At 68.3% G+C, this 19,313-nt stretch carries 16 protein-coding genes and 1 pseudogene; 5 read left to right on the forward strand and 12 right to left on the reverse strand.

Annotated features, from left to right (window positions below; genetic code table 11):
• The 9 genes from BC358_RS11870 to BC358_RS11910 form a co-directional block, all read right to left on the reverse strand.
• On the reverse strand, nucleotides 1–1,734 hold the full coding sequence (locus tag BC358_RS11870; protein ID WP_079365983.1) for an IlvD/Edd family dehydratase: 1,734 nt from the start codon (nucleotides 1,732–1,734) through the stop codon (nucleotides 1–3).
• Nucleotides 1,735–1,758: 24 nt separating this feature from the next.
• Entirely contained in the window at nucleotides 1,759–2,751 is a 993-nt protein-coding gene (gene yjfF / locus BC358_RS11875) for a galactofuranose ABC transporter, permease protein YjfF (RefSeq protein ID WP_079365984.1), read from the reverse strand.
• Nucleotides 2,748–3,794 (reverse strand): ABC transporter permease, encoded by a 1,047-nt coding sequence (locus tag BC358_RS11880; RefSeq protein WP_079365985.1) that lies wholly within the window; start codon nucleotides 3,792–3,794, stop codon nucleotides 2,748–2,750. The genes yjfF and BC358_RS11880 overlap by 4 nt, the downstream gene beginning before the upstream one ends.
• Complete coding sequence (locus BC358_RS11885; protein ID WP_079365986.1) at nucleotides 3,787–5,313, reverse strand: sugar ABC transporter ATP-binding protein; 1,527 nt, start codon at nucleotides 5,311–5,313, stop codon at nucleotides 3,787–3,789. Before BC358_RS11885 ends, BC358_RS11880 begins: the two co-directional genes overlap by 8 nt.
• Nucleotides 5,310–6,515 (reverse strand): multiple monosaccharide ABC transporter permease, encoded by a 1,206-nt coding sequence (mmsB, locus tag BC358_RS11890; protein ID WP_079365987.1) that lies wholly within the window; start codon nucleotides 6,513–6,515, stop codon nucleotides 5,310–5,312. The genes BC358_RS11885 and mmsB overlap by 4 nt, the downstream gene beginning before the upstream one ends.
• A gap of 5 nt (nucleotides 6,516–6,520) precedes the next feature.
• Nucleotides 6,521–8,026 carry a multiple monosaccharide ABC transporter ATP-binding protein gene (gene mmsA / locus BC358_RS11895; RefSeq protein ID WP_079365988.1) on the reverse strand — a complete coding sequence of 502 codons (1,506 nt, stop codon included), beginning with the start codon at nucleotides 8,024–8,026 and terminating at the stop codon, nucleotides 6,521–6,523.
• Between the two features lie 82 nt (nucleotides 8,027–8,108).
• Complete coding sequence (gene chvE / locus BC358_RS11900) at nucleotides 8,109–9,173, reverse strand: multiple monosaccharide ABC transporter substrate-binding protein (protein WP_218669491.1); 1,065 nt, start codon at nucleotides 9,171–9,173, stop codon at nucleotides 8,109–8,111.
• Between the two features lie 70 nt (nucleotides 9,174–9,243).
• Nucleotides 9,244–10,212, reverse strand: a complete 969-nt coding sequence (locus tag BC358_RS11905; protein WP_066150787.1) for an ABC transporter substrate-binding protein — start codon at nucleotides 10,210–10,212, stop codon at nucleotides 9,244–9,246.
• A 39-nt stretch (nucleotides 10,213–10,251) separates the two neighbouring features.
• Nucleotides 10,252–11,703 (reverse strand): aldehyde dehydrogenase family protein, encoded by a 1,452-nt coding sequence (locus tag BC358_RS11910; RefSeq protein ID WP_079365990.1) that lies wholly within the window; start codon nucleotides 11,701–11,703, stop codon nucleotides 10,252–10,254.
• Between the two features lie 116 nt (nucleotides 11,704–11,819).
• On the opposite strand from BC358_RS11910, the gene BC358_RS11915 reads away from it, so the two are divergent.
• Nucleotides 11,820–12,776: a LysR substrate-binding domain-containing protein gene (locus tag BC358_RS11915; protein WP_079365991.1), complete on the forward strand. Its 957-nt coding sequence runs from the start codon at nucleotides 11,820–11,822 to the stop codon at nucleotides 12,774–12,776.
• Nucleotides 12,777–12,890: 114 nt separating this feature from the next.
• On the opposite strand, the gene BC358_RS11920 is transcribed toward BC358_RS11915, so the two are convergent.
• A complete protein-coding gene (locus tag BC358_RS11920) occupies nucleotides 12,891–13,694 on the reverse strand; it encodes an SDR family NAD(P)-dependent oxidoreductase (RefSeq protein WP_079365992.1) in 804 nt (267 codons plus the stop codon).
• 97 nt (nucleotides 13,695–13,791) lie between these two features.
• Here BC358_RS11920 and BC358_RS11925 point away from each other — a divergent pair, with 97 nt between their 5' ends.
• The 3 genes and pseudogenes from BC358_RS11925 to BC358_RS21855 all read left to right on the forward strand — a co-directional run.
• Nucleotides 13,792–14,724 carry an SMP-30/gluconolactonase/LRE family protein gene (locus BC358_RS11925; protein ID WP_066150799.1) on the forward strand — a complete coding sequence of 311 codons (933 nt, stop codon included), beginning with the start codon at nucleotides 13,792–13,794 and terminating at the stop codon, nucleotides 14,722–14,724.
• 30 nt (nucleotides 14,725–14,754) lie between these two features.
• A complete protein-coding gene (locus BC358_RS11930) occupies nucleotides 14,755–15,702 on the forward strand; it encodes an aldose 1-epimerase (protein WP_079365993.1) in 948 nt (315 codons plus the stop codon).
• Nucleotides 15,703–15,898: 196 nt separating this feature from the next.
• Nucleotides 15,899–15,982: pseudogene (locus BC358_RS21855) on the forward strand (5-deoxy-glucuronate isomerase); the annotation flags it as partial.
• A gap of 146 nt (nucleotides 15,983–16,128) precedes the next feature.
• On the opposite strand, the gene BC358_RS11940 reads toward BC358_RS21855, so the two are convergent.
• Both BC358_RS11940 and BC358_RS11945 read right to left on the reverse strand, forming a co-directional pair.
• A complete protein-coding gene (locus tag BC358_RS11940) occupies nucleotides 16,129–16,347 on the reverse strand; it encodes a hypothetical protein (protein WP_079365995.1) in 219 nt (72 codons plus the stop codon).
• Nucleotides 16,348–16,401: 54 nt separating this feature from the next.
• A complete protein-coding gene (locus tag BC358_RS11945; RefSeq protein ID WP_079365996.1) occupies nucleotides 16,402–17,385 on the reverse strand; it encodes a LysR family transcriptional regulator in 984 nt (327 codons plus the stop codon).
• Between the two features lie 104 nt (nucleotides 17,386–17,489).
• Here BC358_RS11945 and BC358_RS11950 point away from each other — a divergent pair, with 104 nt between their 5' ends.
• Nucleotides 17,490–19,016, forward strand: coding sequence for a CoA-acylating methylmalonate-semialdehyde dehydrogenase (locus BC358_RS11950; protein ID WP_079365997.1), 1,527 nt, complete (start codon nucleotides 17,490–17,492; stop codon nucleotides 19,014–19,016).
• The last annotated feature ends 297 nt before the right edge of the window (nucleotides 19,017–19,313 follow it).

The following is a 19,313-nucleotide window of genomic DNA, read 5'->3' on the forward strand; positions in this document are numbered from 1 at the left end:
TCAATGCGAATGGCGGGGCACGGCCGAGCCGCGGCAGCCGACGAGGAATTCGAAGTCGCAGCCCTGGTCGGCCTGCAGCACGTGGTTGACGTAGAGGCGCTGGTAGCCGCCGTTCATGGGGTGTTCGGGCGGCGTGACCTGGGCCAGGCGCGCGGCCAGTTCCTCGTCGCTGATGTCCAGGTGCAGGCGGCCGGTGGTGCAGTCGAGTTCGATGAAGTCGCCGTCGCGCACGGCGGCCAGCGGGCCACCGGCGGCGGCCTCGGGTGCCACGTGCAGCACCACGGTGCCGTAGGCGGTGCCGCTCATGCGCGCGTCGGAGATGCGCACCATGTCCTTGATGCCCCGGCGCAGCAGCTTGGGCGGCAGGCCCATGTTGCCCACCTCGGCCATGCCGGGGTAGCCCATGGGGCCGCAGTTCTTGAGCACCATCACGCAGGTTTCGTCGATGTCCAGGTCCTCGTCGACGATGCGTTCCTTGTAGTGCTCCAGGTTCTCGAACACCACGGCGCGGCCGCGGTGCTGCAGCAGGTGCGGCGAGGCGGCCGAGGGCTTGAGCACCGCCCCGCGCGGCGCCAGGTTGCCGCGCAGCACGCAGATGCCGCCGTCGGGCACCAGCGGGTTGTCCAGCGGGCGGATCACCTCGTCGTTGTACTGCGGCGCGTCGGCCACGTTCTCCCACAGGCTCTTGCCGTTGACGGTGAGCGCGTTCGGGTGGGGCAGCAGGTTGTTTTCACCGAGGCGGCGCAGCACGGCAGGCAGGCCGCCGGCGTAGTAGAACTCCTCCATCAGGAAGCGGCCCGAGGGCTGCAGGTCCACCACGGTCGGCGTGCCCTTGCCGAGGCGCGTCCAGTCGTCCAGCTCCAGCTCCACGCCGATGCGCCCGGCGATCGCCTTGAGGTGGATCACCGCGTTGGTCGAGCCGCCGATGGCGGCGTTGGTGCGGATCGCGTTCTCGAAGGCCTCGCGCGTGAGGATCTTGGACAGGCGCAGGTCTTCGTGCGCCATCTCCACGATGCGCCGGCCCGACATGTGGGCCAGCACGTAGCGGCGCGCGTCCACGGCGGGGATGGCCGCGTTGTGCGGCAGCGAGGTGCCCAGCGCCTCGGCCATGCAGGCCATGGTCGACGCCGTGCCCATGGTGTTGCAGGTGCCGGCCGAACGCGACATGCCGCCCTCGGCCGCGAGGAACTGGTGCATGTTGATCTCGCCGGCCTTGAGCGATTCGTGCAGTTGCCACACGGCCGTGCCCGAGCCGATGTTCTTGCCTTCGAGCTTGCCATTCAGCATGGGCCCGCCGGTGACCACGATGGCCGGCACGTCGCAGCTGGCCGCGCCCATCAGCAGCGCGGGTGTGGTCTTGTCGCAGCCCACCAGCAGCACCACCGCGTCGATGGGGTTGCCGCGAATCGCTTCCTCCACGTCCATCGACGCCAGGTTGCGCGTGAGCATGGCGGTGGGGCGCAGGTTGGACTCGCCGTTGGAGAACACCGGGAATTCGACCGGGTAGCCGCCGGCTTCCAGCACGCCCTTCTTGACATGTTCGGCCAGCTTGCGGAAGTGCGCGTTGCAGGGCGTCAGCTCGGACCAGGTGTTGCAGATGCCGATGATGGGGCGGCCGTCGAACGCGTGGTCCGGGATGCCCTGGTTCTTCATCCAGCTGCGGTACATGAAGCCGTTCTTGTCGGCGCTGCCGAACCATTCGGTGGAGCGCAGCTTGCGTGGTTTGTCGGACATGGTGGTGTGCGGTGGGGTGGGGGTTTAGTGGGAGCCTGCGCCGGGGCGGCGCACCATGAGGCGCTGCAGCAGGCAGAACAGGAACAGCAGCAGGCCGACGACGATGCGCGTCCACCAGGAGCTGAGCGTGCCGTCGAAGGTGATGAGGGTCTGGATCAGGCCCAGGGTGAGCACGCCGAACAGCGTGCCGAAGACGTAGCCCACGCCGCCGGTCAGCAGCGTGCCGCCGATGACCACGGCGGCGATCGCGTCCAGCTCCATTCCGACGGCGTGCAGGCCGTAGCCCGAGAGCGTGTAGAAGGTGAAGACCACGCCGCCGAGCGCCGCGCACAGGCCCGAGACCGCGTAGACGCCGACCAGGGTGCGCCGCACCGGCAGGCCCATGAGGATGGCCGAGTGTTCGCTGCCGCCGATGGCGTAGACCGTGCGGCCGAAGGTGCTGCTGTGGGCCGCGAACAGGGCCAGCGCCAGGCAGGCGATGGCGATCAGCGCGCCCAGGCTGATCGAGGCGCCCTCGGCCAGTTCCAGCCGCCAGTAGGCGAGGTTCGAATAGGCCTCGTTGCCGATGCTGATCGAGTCGATGCTGATCAGGTAGCACAGGCCGCGCGCCAGGAACATGCCCGCCAGCGTGACGATGAAGGGCTGCAGCCGGAAGCGCTCGATCAGGAAGCCCATGAAGGCGCCGAAGGACACGCCCATCACCAGCACCACGCCGATGGCGGGCAGCGGCGACCAGCCGTGGTGCTCGATCAGGGTGGCCAGCACCATGGTCGAGAGCGCGACCACCGAACCCACCGAGAGGTCGATGCCGCCGCTGAGGATGACGAAGGTCATGCCCACCGCCACGATAAGCAGGAAGGCGTTGTCGATCAGCAGGTTGAGGAACACCTGCGCCGAGAAAAAACCGGTGTAGCTCAGCGAACCGGCCAGCCCCATCAGCAGGAACAGGCCCACCGTGGCGGCCAGCGGCAGGAAGCGCAGGTCCAGGCGGCCCAGGGTGTTGGGTGTGGCGCTCATGCGGCACCTCCGGGCAGCGAGGGGCGGCGGGCCAGCGCCCACACCTGGGCGCGGAACTCGGGCGACTGCAGCAGCATCACCACGAACACCACCGCGGCCTTGACCACCAGGTTGATCTCGGGCGGAACGCCCAGCGAGTAGATCGCGTAGGTGAGGGTCTGGATGATGAGGGCACCGATCAGCGTGCCCAGCAGGCTGAAGCGGCCGCCGGCCAGCGAGGTGCCGCCCAGCGTGACGGCGAGGATGGCGTCCAGCTCCATCAGTTGGCCGGCGTTGTTGCCGTCGGCGCTCTTGACGTTGGAGCTGATCAGCAGGCCCGCCACGCCGGCGCAGAAGCCGCAGAACACATAGGCCGCCGCGGTCAGCTGCCGTGCGCGGATGCCGGCCACACGCGCCGCCGCGGGGTTGACGCCCACCGCCTGCACGAACACGCCCAGCGGCGTCTTGTAGAGCAGACCGGCCAGCAGGGCCAGCACACCGACCCAGACGTAGAGCGAGAACGGCAGGCCCAGCAGGTAACCGCCCCCGATATAGAAGTAGGGCTGGTAGTAGATGGTGATGATCTGGCCGTCGGTGATGAGCTGGGCGATGCCCCGGCCCGCGACCATCAGGATCAGCGTCGCGATGATGGGCTGCATGCCGATGCCGGCCACCAGCGCGCCGTTCCACAGACCACACAGCATGGCCACCGCGAGCGCACCGGTGATGGCCACGCCCAGGGGCAGGCGGGTGGTGGCGCCGTCGACCGAGCCGCCGATCATCCAGGCGGCCACGGCGGCCGAGATCGCGACCACGGCGCCGACCGAGATGTCGATGCCGCGCATCGCGATCACCAGCGTCATGCCCAGCGAGACCAGGATCAGCGGCGCCGCGCGGTTGAGGATGTCGATCAGGCTGCCGTAGAGGTGGCCGTCGCGCCACTCGATGTGCAGGAAGCGTTCGTTGGCGACCACGTTGACCAGCAGCAGCAGGGCCAGCGTGACCAGGGGCCAGGTGAGGCGGTGGCCCAGCAGGGCATTTACACGAGAGGGGGTTTCAGACATGTTCGTCGGCAATCAGTTCGTACACGGCGTCTTCGCTGCTGCCGGCCGGCAGCTCGCCGATGGGGCGGCGGTCGCGCAGGACCAGGATGCGCTGCGACACCCGGACCACCTCGCTCATCTCGGACGAGATGAAGACCACCGCCATGCCCTGCGCGGCCAGGCGCAGGATCTGGTCCATGATTTCCTGCTTGGCCGCCACGTCGATGCCGCGTGTGGGCTCGTCCAGGATCAGCAGGCGCGGCGCGGTGGCCAGCCAGCGGGCGATCACCACCTTCTGCTGGTTGCCGCCCGAGAGCTGGCCCACCGGCGTCTCGGCGCCCGGTGTGCGGATGCCCAGCAGCGCGATGTAGCGATCGGCCATCTCGCGCTGCTCGGCCAGCGGCAGCGGGCGGCGCAGGCCGCGCATGGCCTGCAGCGCGATGGCGATGTTCTCGCGCACCGAGAGGTCGGCAAAGATGCCTTCGGTCTTGCGCTCTTCGGGGCACATGGCCAGGCCGCGCGCGATGGCGTCGACCGGGTTGGAAAAGCGCACCACCTCGCCGTCGATGCGCAGCATCCCCGCGTCGGGGCTGTCCAGGCCGAACAGCAGGCGCGCCAGCTCGGTGCGGCCCGCTCCCAGCAGGCCGGCGATGCCCAGCACCTCGCCGGGGCGGATCGCCAGGTCGGTGGGCTGGATGCTGCCCGCGCGCGCCAGACCCTCGGTCTGCAGCAGGGCCGGGGTGTCGCTGGCCGATGCTTCGCTGGCGGCGGCGGGCGCCGTGGCCGGGCCCATCTCGCGGCCCACCATGGCCTCGATCAAGGCCTGTGCCGGCAGTTCACGGGTTGTCCATTCGCCGATCCAGCGGCCGTTGCGCAGCACGGTGATCCGGTCGGAGATGGCGTAGACCTGGTCCAGGAAGTGGGTGACGAACAGGATGGCCAGGCCTTCCTCGCGCAGGCGCCGCAGCACCTGGAACAGGCCCTTGACCTCGTCGTCGTCCAGGCTGGAGGTGGGTTCGTCCAGGATCAGCACGCGGGCGTCGATGCCCAGGGCGCGCGCAATCGCCACCAGCTGCTGGATGGCCACCGGGTAGTCCGAGAGCCGCCGGGTGACGTCGATGTCCAGGCCCACACGCGCCAGCAGGCGGCGGGCACCTTCGCGCGTGGCGGCCCAGTCGATGCGTCGGCACTGCCACGCCGGGTGGCGCGGGTAGCGGCCGGCGAAGATGTTCTCGGCCACCGTGAGGTTGGGGCAGAGGTTGACCTCCTGGTAGACCGTGCTGATGCCCTGCTGCTGCGCGTGCAGCGGCGACGCGGGCCAGCCCGTGTCGTTGCCCAGGCGCATCTGGCCGGCGACGGGTGTGACCACGCCGGTCAGCACCTTGATCAGGGTCGACTTGCCGGCACCGTTCTGGCCCATCAGCGCATGGACCTCGCCGGGGAACAGGCGCAGCTGGGCGTCCTGCAGCACGTGGACGCGCCCGAAGCGCATGCCCACGCCCGAGAGCTGCAGCACAGGAGAAGTGGTGGCGCTGCTCATGACTTGTTCTTGTTGTAGACGTCGACAAACACGGCGGCCAGCAGCACCAGGCCCTTGATGACCTGCTGGTAGTCGATGCCGATGCCCATGATGGACATGCCGTTGTTCATCACGCCCATGATGAACGCGCCGATCACCGCGCCCATCACCTTGCCCACGCCGCCCGAGGCCGAGGCACCGCCGATGAAGCAGGCCGCGATCACGTCCAGCTCGAAGCCCAGGCCGGCCTTGGGGGTTGCGGTGTTCAGGCGCGCCGCGAACACCAGGCCGGCCAGCGCGGCCAGCACGCCCATGGTGACGAAGGTGGCGAACGTCAGCCGCTCGGTCTTGATGCCCGAGAGCTTGGCCGCCTTTTCGTTGCCCCCCAGGGCGTAGATGCGGCGGCCCACGATGGTGCGCGCCGTGAGGAAGTCGAAGGCCACGATCAGCAGCGCCATCACCACCAGCACATTGGGCAGGCCCTTGTACGAGGCCAGCATGTAGCTGAAGAACACCAGCAGACCGGCGAACACGGCCAGCTTGAGCGCGAACAGGCCGAAGGGCTCGGTCTCGATGCCGTGCTTGAGCTGGTTGTTGCGCGCGCGCAGGCTGGACAGGGCCAGCAGCACGGCGGCGGCGACGCCGATCAGCAGCGAGGTCAGGCGCAGGCTTTCGCCGCTGAACAGATCCGGGATGAAGCCGGAGCTGAGCATCTGGAACTCCTCGGGGAAGGGTCCGATGGACTGGCCCTGCAGCAGCGCCAGCGCCAGGCCCTTGAACACCAGCATGCCGGCCAGGGTGACGATGAAGGAGGGGATGCGGAAGAAGGCCACGAACCAGCCCTGCGCACCGCCGATCACGCCACCGACCAGCAGGCACACCAGCGAGGCGGGCACGAAGTGCCACTCGTAGCTGACCATCAGCACGGCGGCCAGCGCCCCGATGAAGCCGCAGACCGAGCCCACCGAGAGGTCGATGTGGCCGGCCACGATGACCAGCAACATGCCCAGCGCCATGATGACGATGTAGCTGTTCTGCAGCACCAGGTTGGTCAGGTTCAGCGGCTGCATCAGCGTGCCTTCGGTCATGACCTGGAAGAAGGCCATGATCGCGACCAGCGAGATCAGCATGCCGTACTCGCGGAAGTTGTGCTTGAGGAAGTCCAGCACGGGGCGGCTGTCGGACGGCGCCGCAAGGGCCGCGGGGGAGTGTTGTTGTTCCATGGGGTTCAGTGGCTGGTCACGATGGCGCGCATGATCTTTTCCTGGGAGGCCTCGGCGACCGGCATCTCGGCGACGAAGCGGCCTTCGTTCATCACGTAGATGCGGTCGGACAGGCCCAGCAGTTCGGGCATTTCGGAAGAGATCACGATCACGCACTTGCCCTCGGCCGCCAGCTGGGCGATGAGGGTGTAGATCTCGTACTTGGCGCCCACGTCGATGCCGCGCGTGGGCTCGTCGAGGATGAGCACCTCGGGTTCGGTGAAGAGCCATTTGCTCAGCACCACCTTCTGCTGGTTGCCGCCGGAGAGGTTGACCGTCTTCTGGCCCACACCCGAGCAGCGGATGCGCAGCTTCTCGCGGTAGCCCTGGGCCACGCTGTACTCGCGGCCATCGTCGATGACGCCGGCGCGCGAGACGGCCTCCAGGCGGGCCAGCGAGGTGTTGAACTGGATGTCTTCGGCCAGCACCAGGCCGTTGCCCTTGCGGTCCTCGGTCACGTAGGCCAGGCCGTGCGCGACCGCCTTGCCGACGGTGCTCACGTCGATGGGCTGGCCGTGCAGCCGCACCTCGCCGCTGATGCGCTGGCCCCAGGCGCGGCCGAACACGCTCATGGCGAACTCGGTGCGGCCGGCGCCCATGAGGCCGGCGATGCCGACGATCTCGCCGCGCCGCACCTGCAGGTTCACGCCCTTGATGACCTCGCGGTCGGCGTGCTGCGGGTGGTGCACCCGCCAGTCGCGCACCTCGAACACGGTCTCGCCGATGTCGGGCGTGCGGCGCGGGTAGCGGTCGGCCATCTCGCGGCCCACCATGCCGCGGATCACGCGGTCTTCGCTGACGGGCGCGCCCTGGCAGTCGATGGTCTCCACCGTGCTGCCGTCGCGCAGGATGGTCACCGAGTCGGCCACGCGGGCGATCTCGTTGAGCTTGTGGGAAATCAGGATGCAGGTGATGCCCTGGGCCTTGAGTTCGAGCAGCAGGTCCAGCAGGGCCTGGCTGTCGTTTTCGTTCAGGCTGGCGGTGGGCTCGTCCAGGATCAGCAGCTTGACCTGCTTGGACAGCGCCTTGGCGATCTCCACCAGCTGCTGCTTGCCCACGCCCAGATCGGTGATGCGGGTCGAGGGCGACTCTTTCAGGCCCACCTTGCGCAGCAGCTCCTGTGTCTGGCGGTGCGCGGCCATCCAGTCGATCACGCCGCGGTGCGCGATCTCGTTGCCGAGGAACACGTTCTCGGTGATCGACAGCAGCGGCACCAGGGCCAGCTCCTGGTGAATGATGATGATGCCCAGCTGTTCGCTGTCGTGGATGCCGCCGAAGTGGTGCTCCTGGCCGTCGAACAGGATCTGGCCGGCGTAGCTGCCCGAGGGGTAGACCCCCGAGAGCACTTTCATGAGCGTGGACTTGCCGGCGCCGTTTTCACCCACCAGGGCATGGATCTCGCCGGCGCGCACGCGCAGGTTGACCTGGTTGAGCGCGACCACGCCGGGGAAGGTCTTGCGGATGGACCGCATTTCCAGAAGGGTTTGCAAGGCGGATTCCTCGGTACACAGGGGGCCGGGAGCCCTGTCGGTCAGGCTCCCGGCAGCAGGCCGCTCACTTGAGCTGCGATTCCTTGTAGTAGCCGCTGTCCACCAGCACCTTCTTCCAGTTGCCCGCGTCGACCGGCACCGGCTTGAGCAGGTAGCTGGGCACCACCTTCACGCCGTTGTTGTAGGTCTTGGTGTCGTTGATCTCAGGCTGCTTGCCCGAGAGCGTGGCGTCCACCATGTTGGCCGTGACCTTGGCCAGCTCCCGCGTGTCCTTGAAGATGGTCGAGTACTGCTCGCCCTTCAGGATGGATTTGACCGAGGGGATCTCGGCGTCCTGGCCGCTGACGACGGGGCAGGGCTGTTGCGCCGTGCAGTAGCCCACGCCCTTGAGCGAGGACAGGATGCCGATGGACAGGCCGTCGTACGGGCTCAGCACCGCGTGCACCTTGTCCTTGCCGTAGAAGGCCGAGAGCAGGTTGTCCATGCGGGCCTGGGCCACGGCGCCGTCCCAGCGCAGCGTGCCGACCTTGTCCATGCCCATCTGCTTGCTGCGCACCACCAGCTTGCCGCTGTCGATGTAGGGCTTGAGCACGCTCATGGCGCCGTCGTAGAAGAAGAAGGCGTTATTGTCGTCGGGCGAACCGCCGAACAGCTCGATGTTGAACGGGCCCTTGCCCTGCTTGAGGCCGAGCTTGTCGACGATGGAGGTGGCCTGCTGCACGCCGACCTGGAAGTTGTCGAAGGTGGCGTAGTAGTCGACGTTCTTGCTGCCCTTGATCAGGCGGTCGTAGGCGATGACCTTGACGCCCTTGTCGGCCGCGTTCTGCAGCGCCTTGGACAGCGTGGTGCCGTCGATGGAGGCGATCACCAGCACCTTCACGCCCTTGGTGATCATGTTCTCGATCTGCGCCAGCTGGTTCGGGATGTCGTCCTCGGCGTACTGCAGGTCGGTCTTGTAGCCGCGGTCCTTGAGGACCTTGACCATGTTGTCGCCGTCGGCAATCCAGCGCGCGGACGACTTGGTGGGCATGGAGATGCCGATGGTGCCTTTGTCCTGCGCGAAAGCGCCGGTGGTGAAGGCCGCAGCGGCCAGCGCGACGGCGCAAAGCACGTGGCGGCGGTTGGGGATGTTCAAGTGGGTCTCCTCGGGGGTGGTGCCGCGCGGTCGTCCGCGCGGCGGTCTGGTTGTTGTAGGGGGATCAGTACTTGCGCTTGGGGAACTCGGCGGCGGCGGTCTCCATGGGGAAGATGCCTTCTTCGGTCACGATGCGGCGCGGCAGCGTCTTGCCGGCCTTGAGGTCCTTGACGGCCTGCATCAGCTGGGGGCCGAGCAGCGGGCTGCATTCGACGCTGACGTTGAGCTTGCCGGCGATCATGGCTTCGAAGGCGCCCTTCACCGCATCGATGGAGATGATCACGATGTCCTTGGCGGGCTTCATGCCGGCTTCTTCGATGGCCTGGATCGCGCCGATGGCCATGTCGTCGTTGTGCGCGTAGAGCACGTTGATCTTCTTGCCCTCGGCCTTCAGGAAGGCTTCCATCACTTCCTTGCCCTTGGCGCGGGTGAAGTCGCCGGTCTGGCTGCGGATGATCTTGAACTTCGGATCGGCCTTGATGATTTCCTCGAAGCCCTTCTTGCGGTCGATGGCCGGCGCCGAGCCCACGGTGCCCTGCAGCTCGACGATGTTGACCTCGCCCTTCTGGTCCTTCATCTTCTCGACCAGCCAGCGACCGGCCTTGCGGCCTTCTTCCACGAAGTCCGAGCCCATGAAGCTCACCCACAGCGACTCGTCCTTCTCGTTGACGGCGCGGTCGGTCAGGATCACCGGGATCTTGGCGGCCTTGGCTTCGCGCAGCACGGCGCCCCAGCCGCTTTCCACGACCGGCGAGAAGGCGATCACGTCGACCTTCTGGGCGATGAAGGAGCGGATGGCCTTGATCTGGTTCTCCTGCTTCTGCTGGGCGTCGGCGAACTTCAGTTCGATGCCGGCTTCCTTGGCCGAGGACTTGATCGACTCGGAGTTGGCGGTGCGCCACTCCGACTCGGCCCCGATCTGGCTGAAGCCCAGCACGATGGGCTTCTGCGCGAAGGCACCACCCGGCAGCATCAGGGCCACGGGGGCGGCGGCCAGCGCGGTCACCAGGGTGCGGCGTTGCAGTTGTTTCATGTTGTCTGTCTCCTGTCTCTGGTTGGTTGAAGCTAAAGGTCAGGCCAGCATGTAACTGGTCTTGACGGTGGTATAGAACTCCGCCGCGTAGCGGCCTTGTTCCCGGGATCCGTGGCTGGAGTCCTTGCGTCCGCCGAACGGAACATGGAAATCCACGCCGGCGGTCGGCAGGTTCACCATGGTCATGCCCACCTGCGCGTGGCGACGGAAGTGCGTCGCGTGCTTGAGCGAGGTGGTGCAGAGGCCGGCACACAGACCGAACGGCGTGTCGTTCGCCAGTTCGAGCGCGTGCCCGTAGTCGTCGGCCCGCAGCACGCAGGCGATGGGACCGAAGATCTCTTCGCGGGCGATGCGGTGCCCGGGTTCGGCCAGCCACAGCGCAGGGCTCATGTAGTGGCCGGGGGTCTCGCGCTCCAGGCGCTCGCCGCCGAAAACGTGCTCGGCGCCTTCGTCCGCGCCGATGGCCATGTAGGACAGGTTCTGCTCCAGCTGGGCGCCGTCGACCACCGGGCCCATCTCGGTGCCGCGGGTGAGGGCGTGGCCCACCTTCAGCGCGGCCAGGCGCTGGGTCAGCCGGGCGACGAAGGCGTCGTGCACCGGCGCCTCCACGATCAGGCGGCTGGACGCGGTGCAGCGCTGGCCGGTGGAGAAGTACGAGCCCTGCAGCGCGCAGTCCACCGCCTGGTCCAGGTCGGCGTCGGCCAGCACGATCAGCGGGTTCTTGCCGCCCATTTCCAGCTGGACCTTGGCCTGGCGCGCGGCGGTGGTGGCGAGGATGCGGCGCCCGGTGGACACCGAGCCGGTGAAGCTCACCGCGTTCACCCGCGGGTGCTCCACCAGGGTCTGGCCGACCTCGCGGCCGCTGCCCATGATGAGGTTGAAGGTGCCGGCGGGCAGGCCGCAGCGGCTGAGGATTTCGGCCAGCGCCCAGCCGCAGGTGGGCACCAGCTCGGCCGGCTTGAACACCACGGTGTTGCCGTAGGCCAAGGCCGGCGCGATCTTCCAGGCGGGGATGGCGAAGGGAAAGTTCCAGGGCGCGATCACCGCGACCACGCCGACCGGCTCGCGGGTGATGTCGACCTGCACCCCGGGTCGCACCGAGGCCAGGGTCTCGCCGCCGATGCGCAGCGCCTCGCCGGCGAAGAACTTGAAGATGTTGCCGGCCCGCGCGACCTCGGCGATGGCCTCGGGCAGGGTCTTGCCTTCCTCGCGCGCCAGCAGCTCGCCCAGTTCGTCCTTGCGCGCCAGCAGCTCGCTGCCGGCCAGGTCCAGCGCGTCGGCGCGGCGCTGCGGGGTGCTCAGGCTCCACTGCGGCAGGGCGTCGGCCGCGGCGGCGATCGCCAGTTCGGTCTGGTTGCGGTCGGCGCGGGCGAACTCGGCCACCACCTCCCGCGTGTCCGAGGGGTTGACGCTGATGCCGGTGGTGGCACCGCTGACCCAGCGGCCATTGATCAGGTGCCGCGGCTGGTGCCGGATCTCGCCGAGTTTCATGTGCTTGCTGATGCCCAGTGGTGACGTTGGCCGGCAGTCTAGGAGCGTTTTTAATATCAATCCAATCGTTTTTCAGACAAAATTGATATCTTTCTTGGCATTCTCGAAAACCCCCGATGAGCAACTACAACCACTGGTTCATCCGCGCCCGGCTCAAGACCCGCCAGCTGCTTCTGCTGGTGGCCCTGGCCGAGGAGGGCAACATCCACCGCGCGGCCCAGGTGCTGAGCATGACCCAGCCGGCCGCGTCCAAGCTGCTCAAGGACCTGGAGGAGGTGCTGGGCGTGCCGCTGTTCGAGCGCCTGCCCCGGGGCATGAGCCCCACCTGGTACGGCGAGACCATGATCCGCCACGCGCGCATGGCGCTGGCCAGCCTGAACCAGGCGCACGATGAGCTGTTGGCGCTCAAGACCGGTCATTTCGGCCAGGTGGGCATCGGCGCCATCACGTCGCCCGGCCTGAGCCTGCTGCCGCCGGCGGTGGCCCTGGTCAAGCAGGAGCACCCCAATCTGCGAATTTCGCTGGAGATCGAGACCAGCCCGGTGCTGCTGGACCGGCTGGAGCAGGGCAAGCTGGACATCGTGGTGGGGCGCCTGTTCGCCGAACACGACAAGGGCAACCTGGCCTACGAGCCGCTGACCGGGGAGCTGGTGTCTGCCGTGACGCGCCCGGGGCATCCGCTGATGGGGGTGAGCAACCTGAGCCTGCGCGACGTGCACGGCGCGGGCTGGATCGTGCCGCCGGCCGGCAGCGTGCTGCGCCACCGCTTCGACCTGATGTTCCAGCAGGAGGGGCTGAGCCCGCCGATCAACACCATCGAGACCTCGGCCCTGCTGTTCATGACGCGCATGCTGCAGCAGAGCGACATGGTGGGCGTGGTGGCGAGCGAGGTGGCGAACTACTACGCCTCGCACGGGCTGCTGAGCGTGCTGCCCATGGACATGCCCTGCCACATGGACGCCTTCGGCCTCATCACCCGCACCGACCGCCTGCTCTCGCCCGGCGCCAAGGTGATGATGAAGGCGCTCAAGCAGACCTGTCTGACGCAGTATGGCATCAGGCTGTCCGCCTGATGCACCCCCTGCGCCGCTTCGCGTCTTCCCCCTCTCTCGCCTTCGGCGGGAGGGGGACGGCACCAGAGGCCCGGCGGAGCCGGTTCCTCGGTGCCCCTGGAAGGGGGCATCGCTTCAGGTCCAGCCGCCGTCCACGACAAACTCCTGCGCGGTGCACATCGCCGAATCGTCGGCCGCCAGGAACAGCACCATGCTGGCCACGTGGTCTGGCCGCAGCTGGTCGGGCAGGCACTGGTTGCGCGCAATCTCCTGTTCGCCCGCGGCGTCCAGCCACAGCCGCACCTGCCGCTCGGTCATCACCCAGCCCGGGGTGATGGTGTTGACGCGGATGTGGTCCTTGCCCAGCGAGGCGGCCAGCCCGCGGGTGAGCCCGTTCACCGACGACTTGGCGATGGCGTAGCAGGGGTAGTCCGGGTTCTTGGTCTGCCAGCCGATGGAGCCGAAGTTGATCACCGAGCCGCCGCCCAGGCGGCGCATGCCGGGCACCACCGACTGCACCGCGAACAGGGCGGGGCGCTGGTTGATGGCCATGCGCTCGTCGAAGTAGGCGGGGGTGAGGTCTTCCAGGCGGTGGCGGTCGTCGCTGGCCACGTTGTTGACCAGCACGCCGAAGTCGCCCAGGGCGGCCGCCGCGTCCGCGATGGCGGCCTGCAGCGCGGCGATGTCCTTGACGTCGACCGCGCGCCACCAGGGGCGGGCGTGCCCCTCGTCGGCCAGTTGCTGCGAGAGTGCTTCGGCGGCGGACGCCGCCACATCGACAAAGGCGACCTGGGCGCCCTGGCGGGCCAGGGCCGCCACGACCGCCGCACCGATGCCGGTGGCGCCGCCGGTGACGAACACCCGGCGGCCCTGCAGGCTGGGGTAGCGGGCGGCCAGCGCGCTGGCGGCGGGGACGTCGGGGTTGTTGTGGAGTGACATATATAAATAGATATCTGAAAAATCAAAATTGCAATCAAACAGATATCAATCTGAACGCATAATGCGCCGAACGTCAAGCCCCGCCCTTGGAGACACCATGCCGCGCCTGCCTTCCGTACCCGCCCACCGCGAGCCCTTCCAGGTGACCGACGAGGTGCGCTGCCTCTGGCCGGCGGCGGCGGTGCTGGGCGAGGGCGGGCTCTGGTCGGTGTCGCGGCGGTGCCTGTTCTGGGTAGACATCCTCTCGCGCCACATCCACCGGCTCGATCCCGCCACCGGCGCGCGGCAGAGCTGGACCTTTGACGAGGAGGTGTCGGCGCTGGCCGAGCGTCGCACCGGCGAGGGCCTGGCGATCGCGCTGCGCCGGGGGCCGGCGTTCTGGAACCCCGACCAGCCGGGCCAGCCGCCGCGCTACCTGTGCAAGCCCGAACCCGAACGCAGCGACAACCGCTTCAACGACGCCCGCTGCGACGCCGCAGGGCGCTGGTGGATGGGCAGCATGGACTTCGGCTGCGCGCTGCCCACCGGCTCGCTCTACCGCGTCGGGGCCGACGGCGCCTGGGCGCGCATGGACGAAGGCTTCGCCGTCACCAATGGCCCGACCTGGATCGCCCAGGGCCGGACCATGCTGTTCAACGACACCGTCAACGGCCAGGTGCTGGCCTACGACAGCGATCCCGACACCGGCGAGATCGGCGGGCGCCGCCTCTGGCTGCAGTTCGCGCCGGAGGACGGCGTGCCCGATGGCATGACCACCGATGCGCTGGGGCGGGTGTGGATCTGCCACTGGGGCGGCGGCTGCGTCTCCTGCCACGACCCCGACACCGCGCAGGAGCTGGCGCGGGTGCGCCTGCCGGTGAGCCAGGTGACCTCGTGCACCTTCGGCGGGCCGGACCTCTCGACCCTGTTCATCACCTCCGCGCGCTTCAGCCTGGACGAGGCGGCGCTGGCCCGCGAGCCGCTGGCCGGCGGCCTGTTCGCCGTGCGACCGGGTGTGGCGGGCCTTCCCGCATCGCCCTTCGCGGGCTGATCTTCATCGCACCCACCACAGGAGCAGACCATGGGCGAACAGAGTTTTGGCGGCGTGCACTGGATCGAACAGCACGCGCAGCGGCTGGCCGTGATGCCCGGGGCCGGCGGCGGAGTCGTGGCCTGGCAGTGGGTGCGCGGTGGCGAGCCGGTCGACCTCTGGCGGGCGTGGGATGGCCGCACCCCGCGCATGCAGGCGCTGGCCAGCTACCCGCTGCTGCCCTGGTCCAACCGCATCAGCGGCGGCGGCTTCGAGCACGCCGGGCGCTTCCATGCGCTGGCGCCCAACACGCCCGACGACCCGTACCCGATCCACGGCGACGGCTGGCTGCAGCCCTGGCAGCTGACCCGTTCCAGCGAAGACGACGGTGTGCAGATGCAGCTGCGCAGCGCGGGCTACGGCGGCAGCCCGTACCACTACGAGGCCAGCCAGTCGTTCAGCTTGGTCGACGGGGGCATGGTGCAGTCGCTGAGCGTGACCAACCGGGGCGAACATCCGCTGCCCTTCGGCCTGGCCCAGCACCCCTGGTTCACGCGCACGCCCGGGTGCCGCCTGAGCGCCCGCGTCGATGGCGTGTGGCTGGCCCGGCCCGACAAGATCCCGACCGGCTACACCACCGACTTCCCCGAAGGCTGGAACCTGGGCCAGGGCGCGCTGGTGGACCGCCTCGTGATCGACAACGGGTTCGGTGGCTGGGACGGCGAGGCGCTGATCGAATGGCCCGAGCGCGACCTGGCGCTGCGCATGCACAGCACGCTGACGCTGCCCGACGGTTCGCAGGCGCGCCCGGACTGCCTGCTCTACGCGCCGGCCGAACCGCCGGTGTTCTGCTTCGAGCCGATCAGCCACCCCATCGACGCCGCGCATTTGCCCGGCCAGCCCGGCTGGACCGAGGTGGCGCCAGGCCAGTCCATGGCACTGGTGGTGGCGTGGCGCTTCAGCACGTCACCGGCAGACCGGTCCGCAGCGACTGCGTGATCGCCTGGCCGATGCGCGTGGCCTCGGTGAGCCTCAGCGGTGCTAGGCGCTCACCGCCCGCAACGCGTTATTGCACACGGCTGAGGTGCGTGCCCATGCCCACCTGCCGCGTGCCGGCGGTGCTGATGACTCCGGTGGTGGTCTCGTGGCCGTGCGACATGGTGCGGCTGGCATAGAACACCACGCGCTGCCCGCCCTCGACTACCCCAACGTGATGGCAGGGCCGAACCGCTTCTGGGGCTTCAAGAACGACCCGGCGCACGAATGGCTGTTGACGTAGGGAGCGTGCTCTCCCCCCTGCGCCGCTGACGCGGCTTCCCCCTCTCTGGCGCGCCTGCGGGGCGGGGAGGGGGGAACGGCATCTGCGGCCCGGCAAAGCCGGTTCCGCGATACCCCTGGAGTGCAGACACGCACTCCGTCGAGGTGTCAGGCCAGTTCATGGCGATCGGCTGCCGCGTAAAGGTCTTGCGCGAACGCCGGATCGCTCTGGGCCACGTCGTCGGCCATGGCGCGCAGCTGCTCGGCTTCTTCGAAGCGGGTCAGGGGGCGGGCCGTCTTGGCCGTGCGCGAGTCGAACCAGCCGGCGAACATTTCGCGGACGGTGCTCAGAAAGTGGGCGGAATGGGAAAAGGTTGCAGTGCTCATGACACGCTCCTGATGACAACAGCGGATTTGCTGCACTGCAGTATAGGGTAAACCCTAGGTTTTGTGTCGTGATGTATGTCCGGTGTTTTGGGGAGCGCTCTCCAGATCGCCGAACCCGTCCGCCAGCGCCTCGCGCAGGAAGTTCACCAGCGCCGACACCGCCAGCGGCACGTGGGCCGAATATGGGCGGATCGCGTAAAGCCGGTCGGCGAACGAGCCCACCGGCGTCCAGCCGGGCAGCACCTCCACCAGCTTGCCGGCTTTCAGGGCCGCCTGCGCGCTGAAGTCCGGCAGCAGCGCGATGCCCAGCCCGTCCAGGGCCGCGTCGCGCAGCGCCTCGCTGTTGTTGGCGGCCAGCGAGCCGCGCACCTGCACCGTCACGCGCTCGCCCAGGCGAGCATCGCGCGGCTCCAGCGTCCAGGCCGGGTTGTCCTGCGAGCGCGGGTAGTGCAGGCAGTTGTGTTCCACCAGATCGGCCGGGTGTTTCGGCGTGCCCTGGCGCCGCAGGTAGGCGCGGTTGGCCACCAGCACCGAGTGCGTGGCGCACAGCGTCCAGGCCACGTGCGTGTCCGGCGGGTGGGCGGTGTGGCGGATCGCGAGGTCGAAGCCCTCGGTGGCCAGCGAGGACAGCCGGTCCGACAGGTTCAGCTCGATGCGCACCTCCGGGTGCTGGCGCAAGAACTCGGCCAGCCGCGGCACCAGCTGCTGCCGCGCCAGCGCCACCGGCGCGGTCAGCCGGATCAGGCCGCGCGGCGCACCGGCCAGATCGCGCACCTGGGCCACGCTCTGCGCGATCTGGTCGAAAGCCGGGCGGGCCTGGTCGGCCAGCCGCTGGCCGGCCTCGGTCAGGCGCACGCTGCGCGTGGTGCGCTGCACCAGGGCCACGCCGGCCAACCGCTCCAGCTCGGCGATGCGCTGGCTCATGGCCGCCTTGCTCACACCCAGCCGCGCGGCAGCGGCCGTGTAGCTGCCCTGCTGGTCCAGCACGGTGAGCCAGTGCACGTGGCCCCACAGCTCATGGATCTTCTGTTCGTTCATGGTCCGATTGTTCACCAATGTGAACAATCAATTCAAGGTTTCGGTCTTGTATCGACGAGGTCCGGTTCCTAGACTGCGGGCATTCATCCACCGGAGACACATTCATGAACGCACGCCACCCCGCCGTCACCGACATTCCGCACTACGTCGCGGGCGCCCGCTTCGCCGGCAGCGCCACGCGCAGCCAGACCGTGACCAACCCCGCCACCGGCGCCGTCACCGGCCAGGTGCCGCTGGCCAACGCCGCGGACGTGGATGCCGCGGTGGCCGCCGCGCAGGCCGCGTTCCCCGCCTGGTCCGACACGCCGCCGATCCGCCGCGCCCGCGTGATGTTCAAGTTCCTGGAGCTGGTCAACCAGCACAAGGACGAGCTGGCCCACGCCATCACCGCCGAGCACGGCAAGGTCTTCACCGACGCGCAGGGCGAAGTGGCCCGCGGCATCGACATCATCGAGTTCGCCTGTGGCATCCCGCAGCTGCTCAAGGGCGACTTCACCGACCAGGTCTCCACCGGCATGGACAACTGGACCATCCGCCAGCCCCTGGGCGTGGTGGCCGGCATCACGCCGTTCAACTTCCCGGTCATGGTGCCCATGTGGATGTTCCCGGTGGCGATTGCCGCTGGCAACACCTTCGTGCTCAAGCCCAGCCCGACCGATCCGACCCCGTCGCTGTTGATCGCCGACCTGCTCAAGCAGGCCGGTCTGCCCGATGGTGTGTTCAACGTCGTGCACGGTGACAAGGAGGCCGTGGACGCGCTGCTGGTGCACCCGGACGTGAAGGCCATCAGCTTCGTCGGCTCCACCCCCATCGCCAACTACATCTACGAAACCGGCGCCCACCACGGCAAGCGCGTGCAGGCCCTGGGCGGCGCCAAGAACCACATGGTGGTGATGCCCGATGCCGACCTGGACCAGGCGGTGGACGCCCTGGTCGGCGCGGCCTACGGCTCGGCCGGCGAGCGCTGCATGGCCATCAGCGTGGCGGTGCTGGTGGGCGACGTGGCCGAGAAGATCATGCCCAAGCTGATCGAGCGCACGAAGACGCTGAAGGTGCTCAACGGCACCAACCTGGCTGCCGAGATGGGCCCCATCGTCACCGCCGCCGCGCATGCCCGCATCAGCGGCTACATCGACGCCGGCCAGGCCGAAGGCGCGCAGCTGCTGGTCGATGGCCGCGGCTTCGACGGCAAGCAGGCCGGGGAGGGTTGCGACAACGGTTTCTGGATGGGCGGCACGCTGTTCGACCACGTGACGACCGACATGAAGATCTACAAGGAAGAGATCTTCGGCCCGGTGCTCAGCTGCGTGCGCGTGGCCGACTTCGGTGAAGCCGTGCAGCTCATCAACGACCACGAGTTCGGCAACGGCACGAGCTGCTTCACCCGTGATGGCAACGTGGCCCGTGAGTTCGCGCGCCGCATCCAGGTGGGCATGGTGGGCATCAACGTGCCGATCCCGGTGCCGATGGCGTGGCAGGGCTTTGGTGGCTGGAAGAAGAGCCTGTTTGGCGACATGCACGCCTATGGCGAAGAGGGCGTGCGCTTCTACACCAAGCAGAAGTCGATCATGCAGCGCTGGCCGGAATCGATTGGCAAGGGCGCCGAGTTCGTGATGCCGACGGCCAAGTAATCTTTTTTGACTGTCTGGATGGCCTCGTTGCGCTTTGGCGTGGCGAGGCTTTTTTCTTTGGCTGCTTCTGCGGCGGGTCTGAGCTGGGGCGGAGGGCTGCGCTCATGTCCCCCCGGACCGGGCTTTGCCCGGTCCTCCTCCTTTACTTCGCTTCGCCCTCCATCCCAGCTCAGACCTGGATTCGCGTTGGTGCGCCCACCGGGGATCGCGTGCTTGTCGAGTCTTCTCGGGATGGCGGGGTCAGGGTCTCGTTTCGACCCTGAGGGGACATTCGCTGTCCTGATCTCGCCACCTTGA

This window comes from Hydrogenophaga sp. H7, from assembly GCF_002025745.1.
Classification (GTDB): Bacteria; Pseudomonadota; Gammaproteobacteria; order Burkholderiales; family Burkholderiaceae_C; genus Hydrogenophaga; species Hydrogenophaga pseudoflava.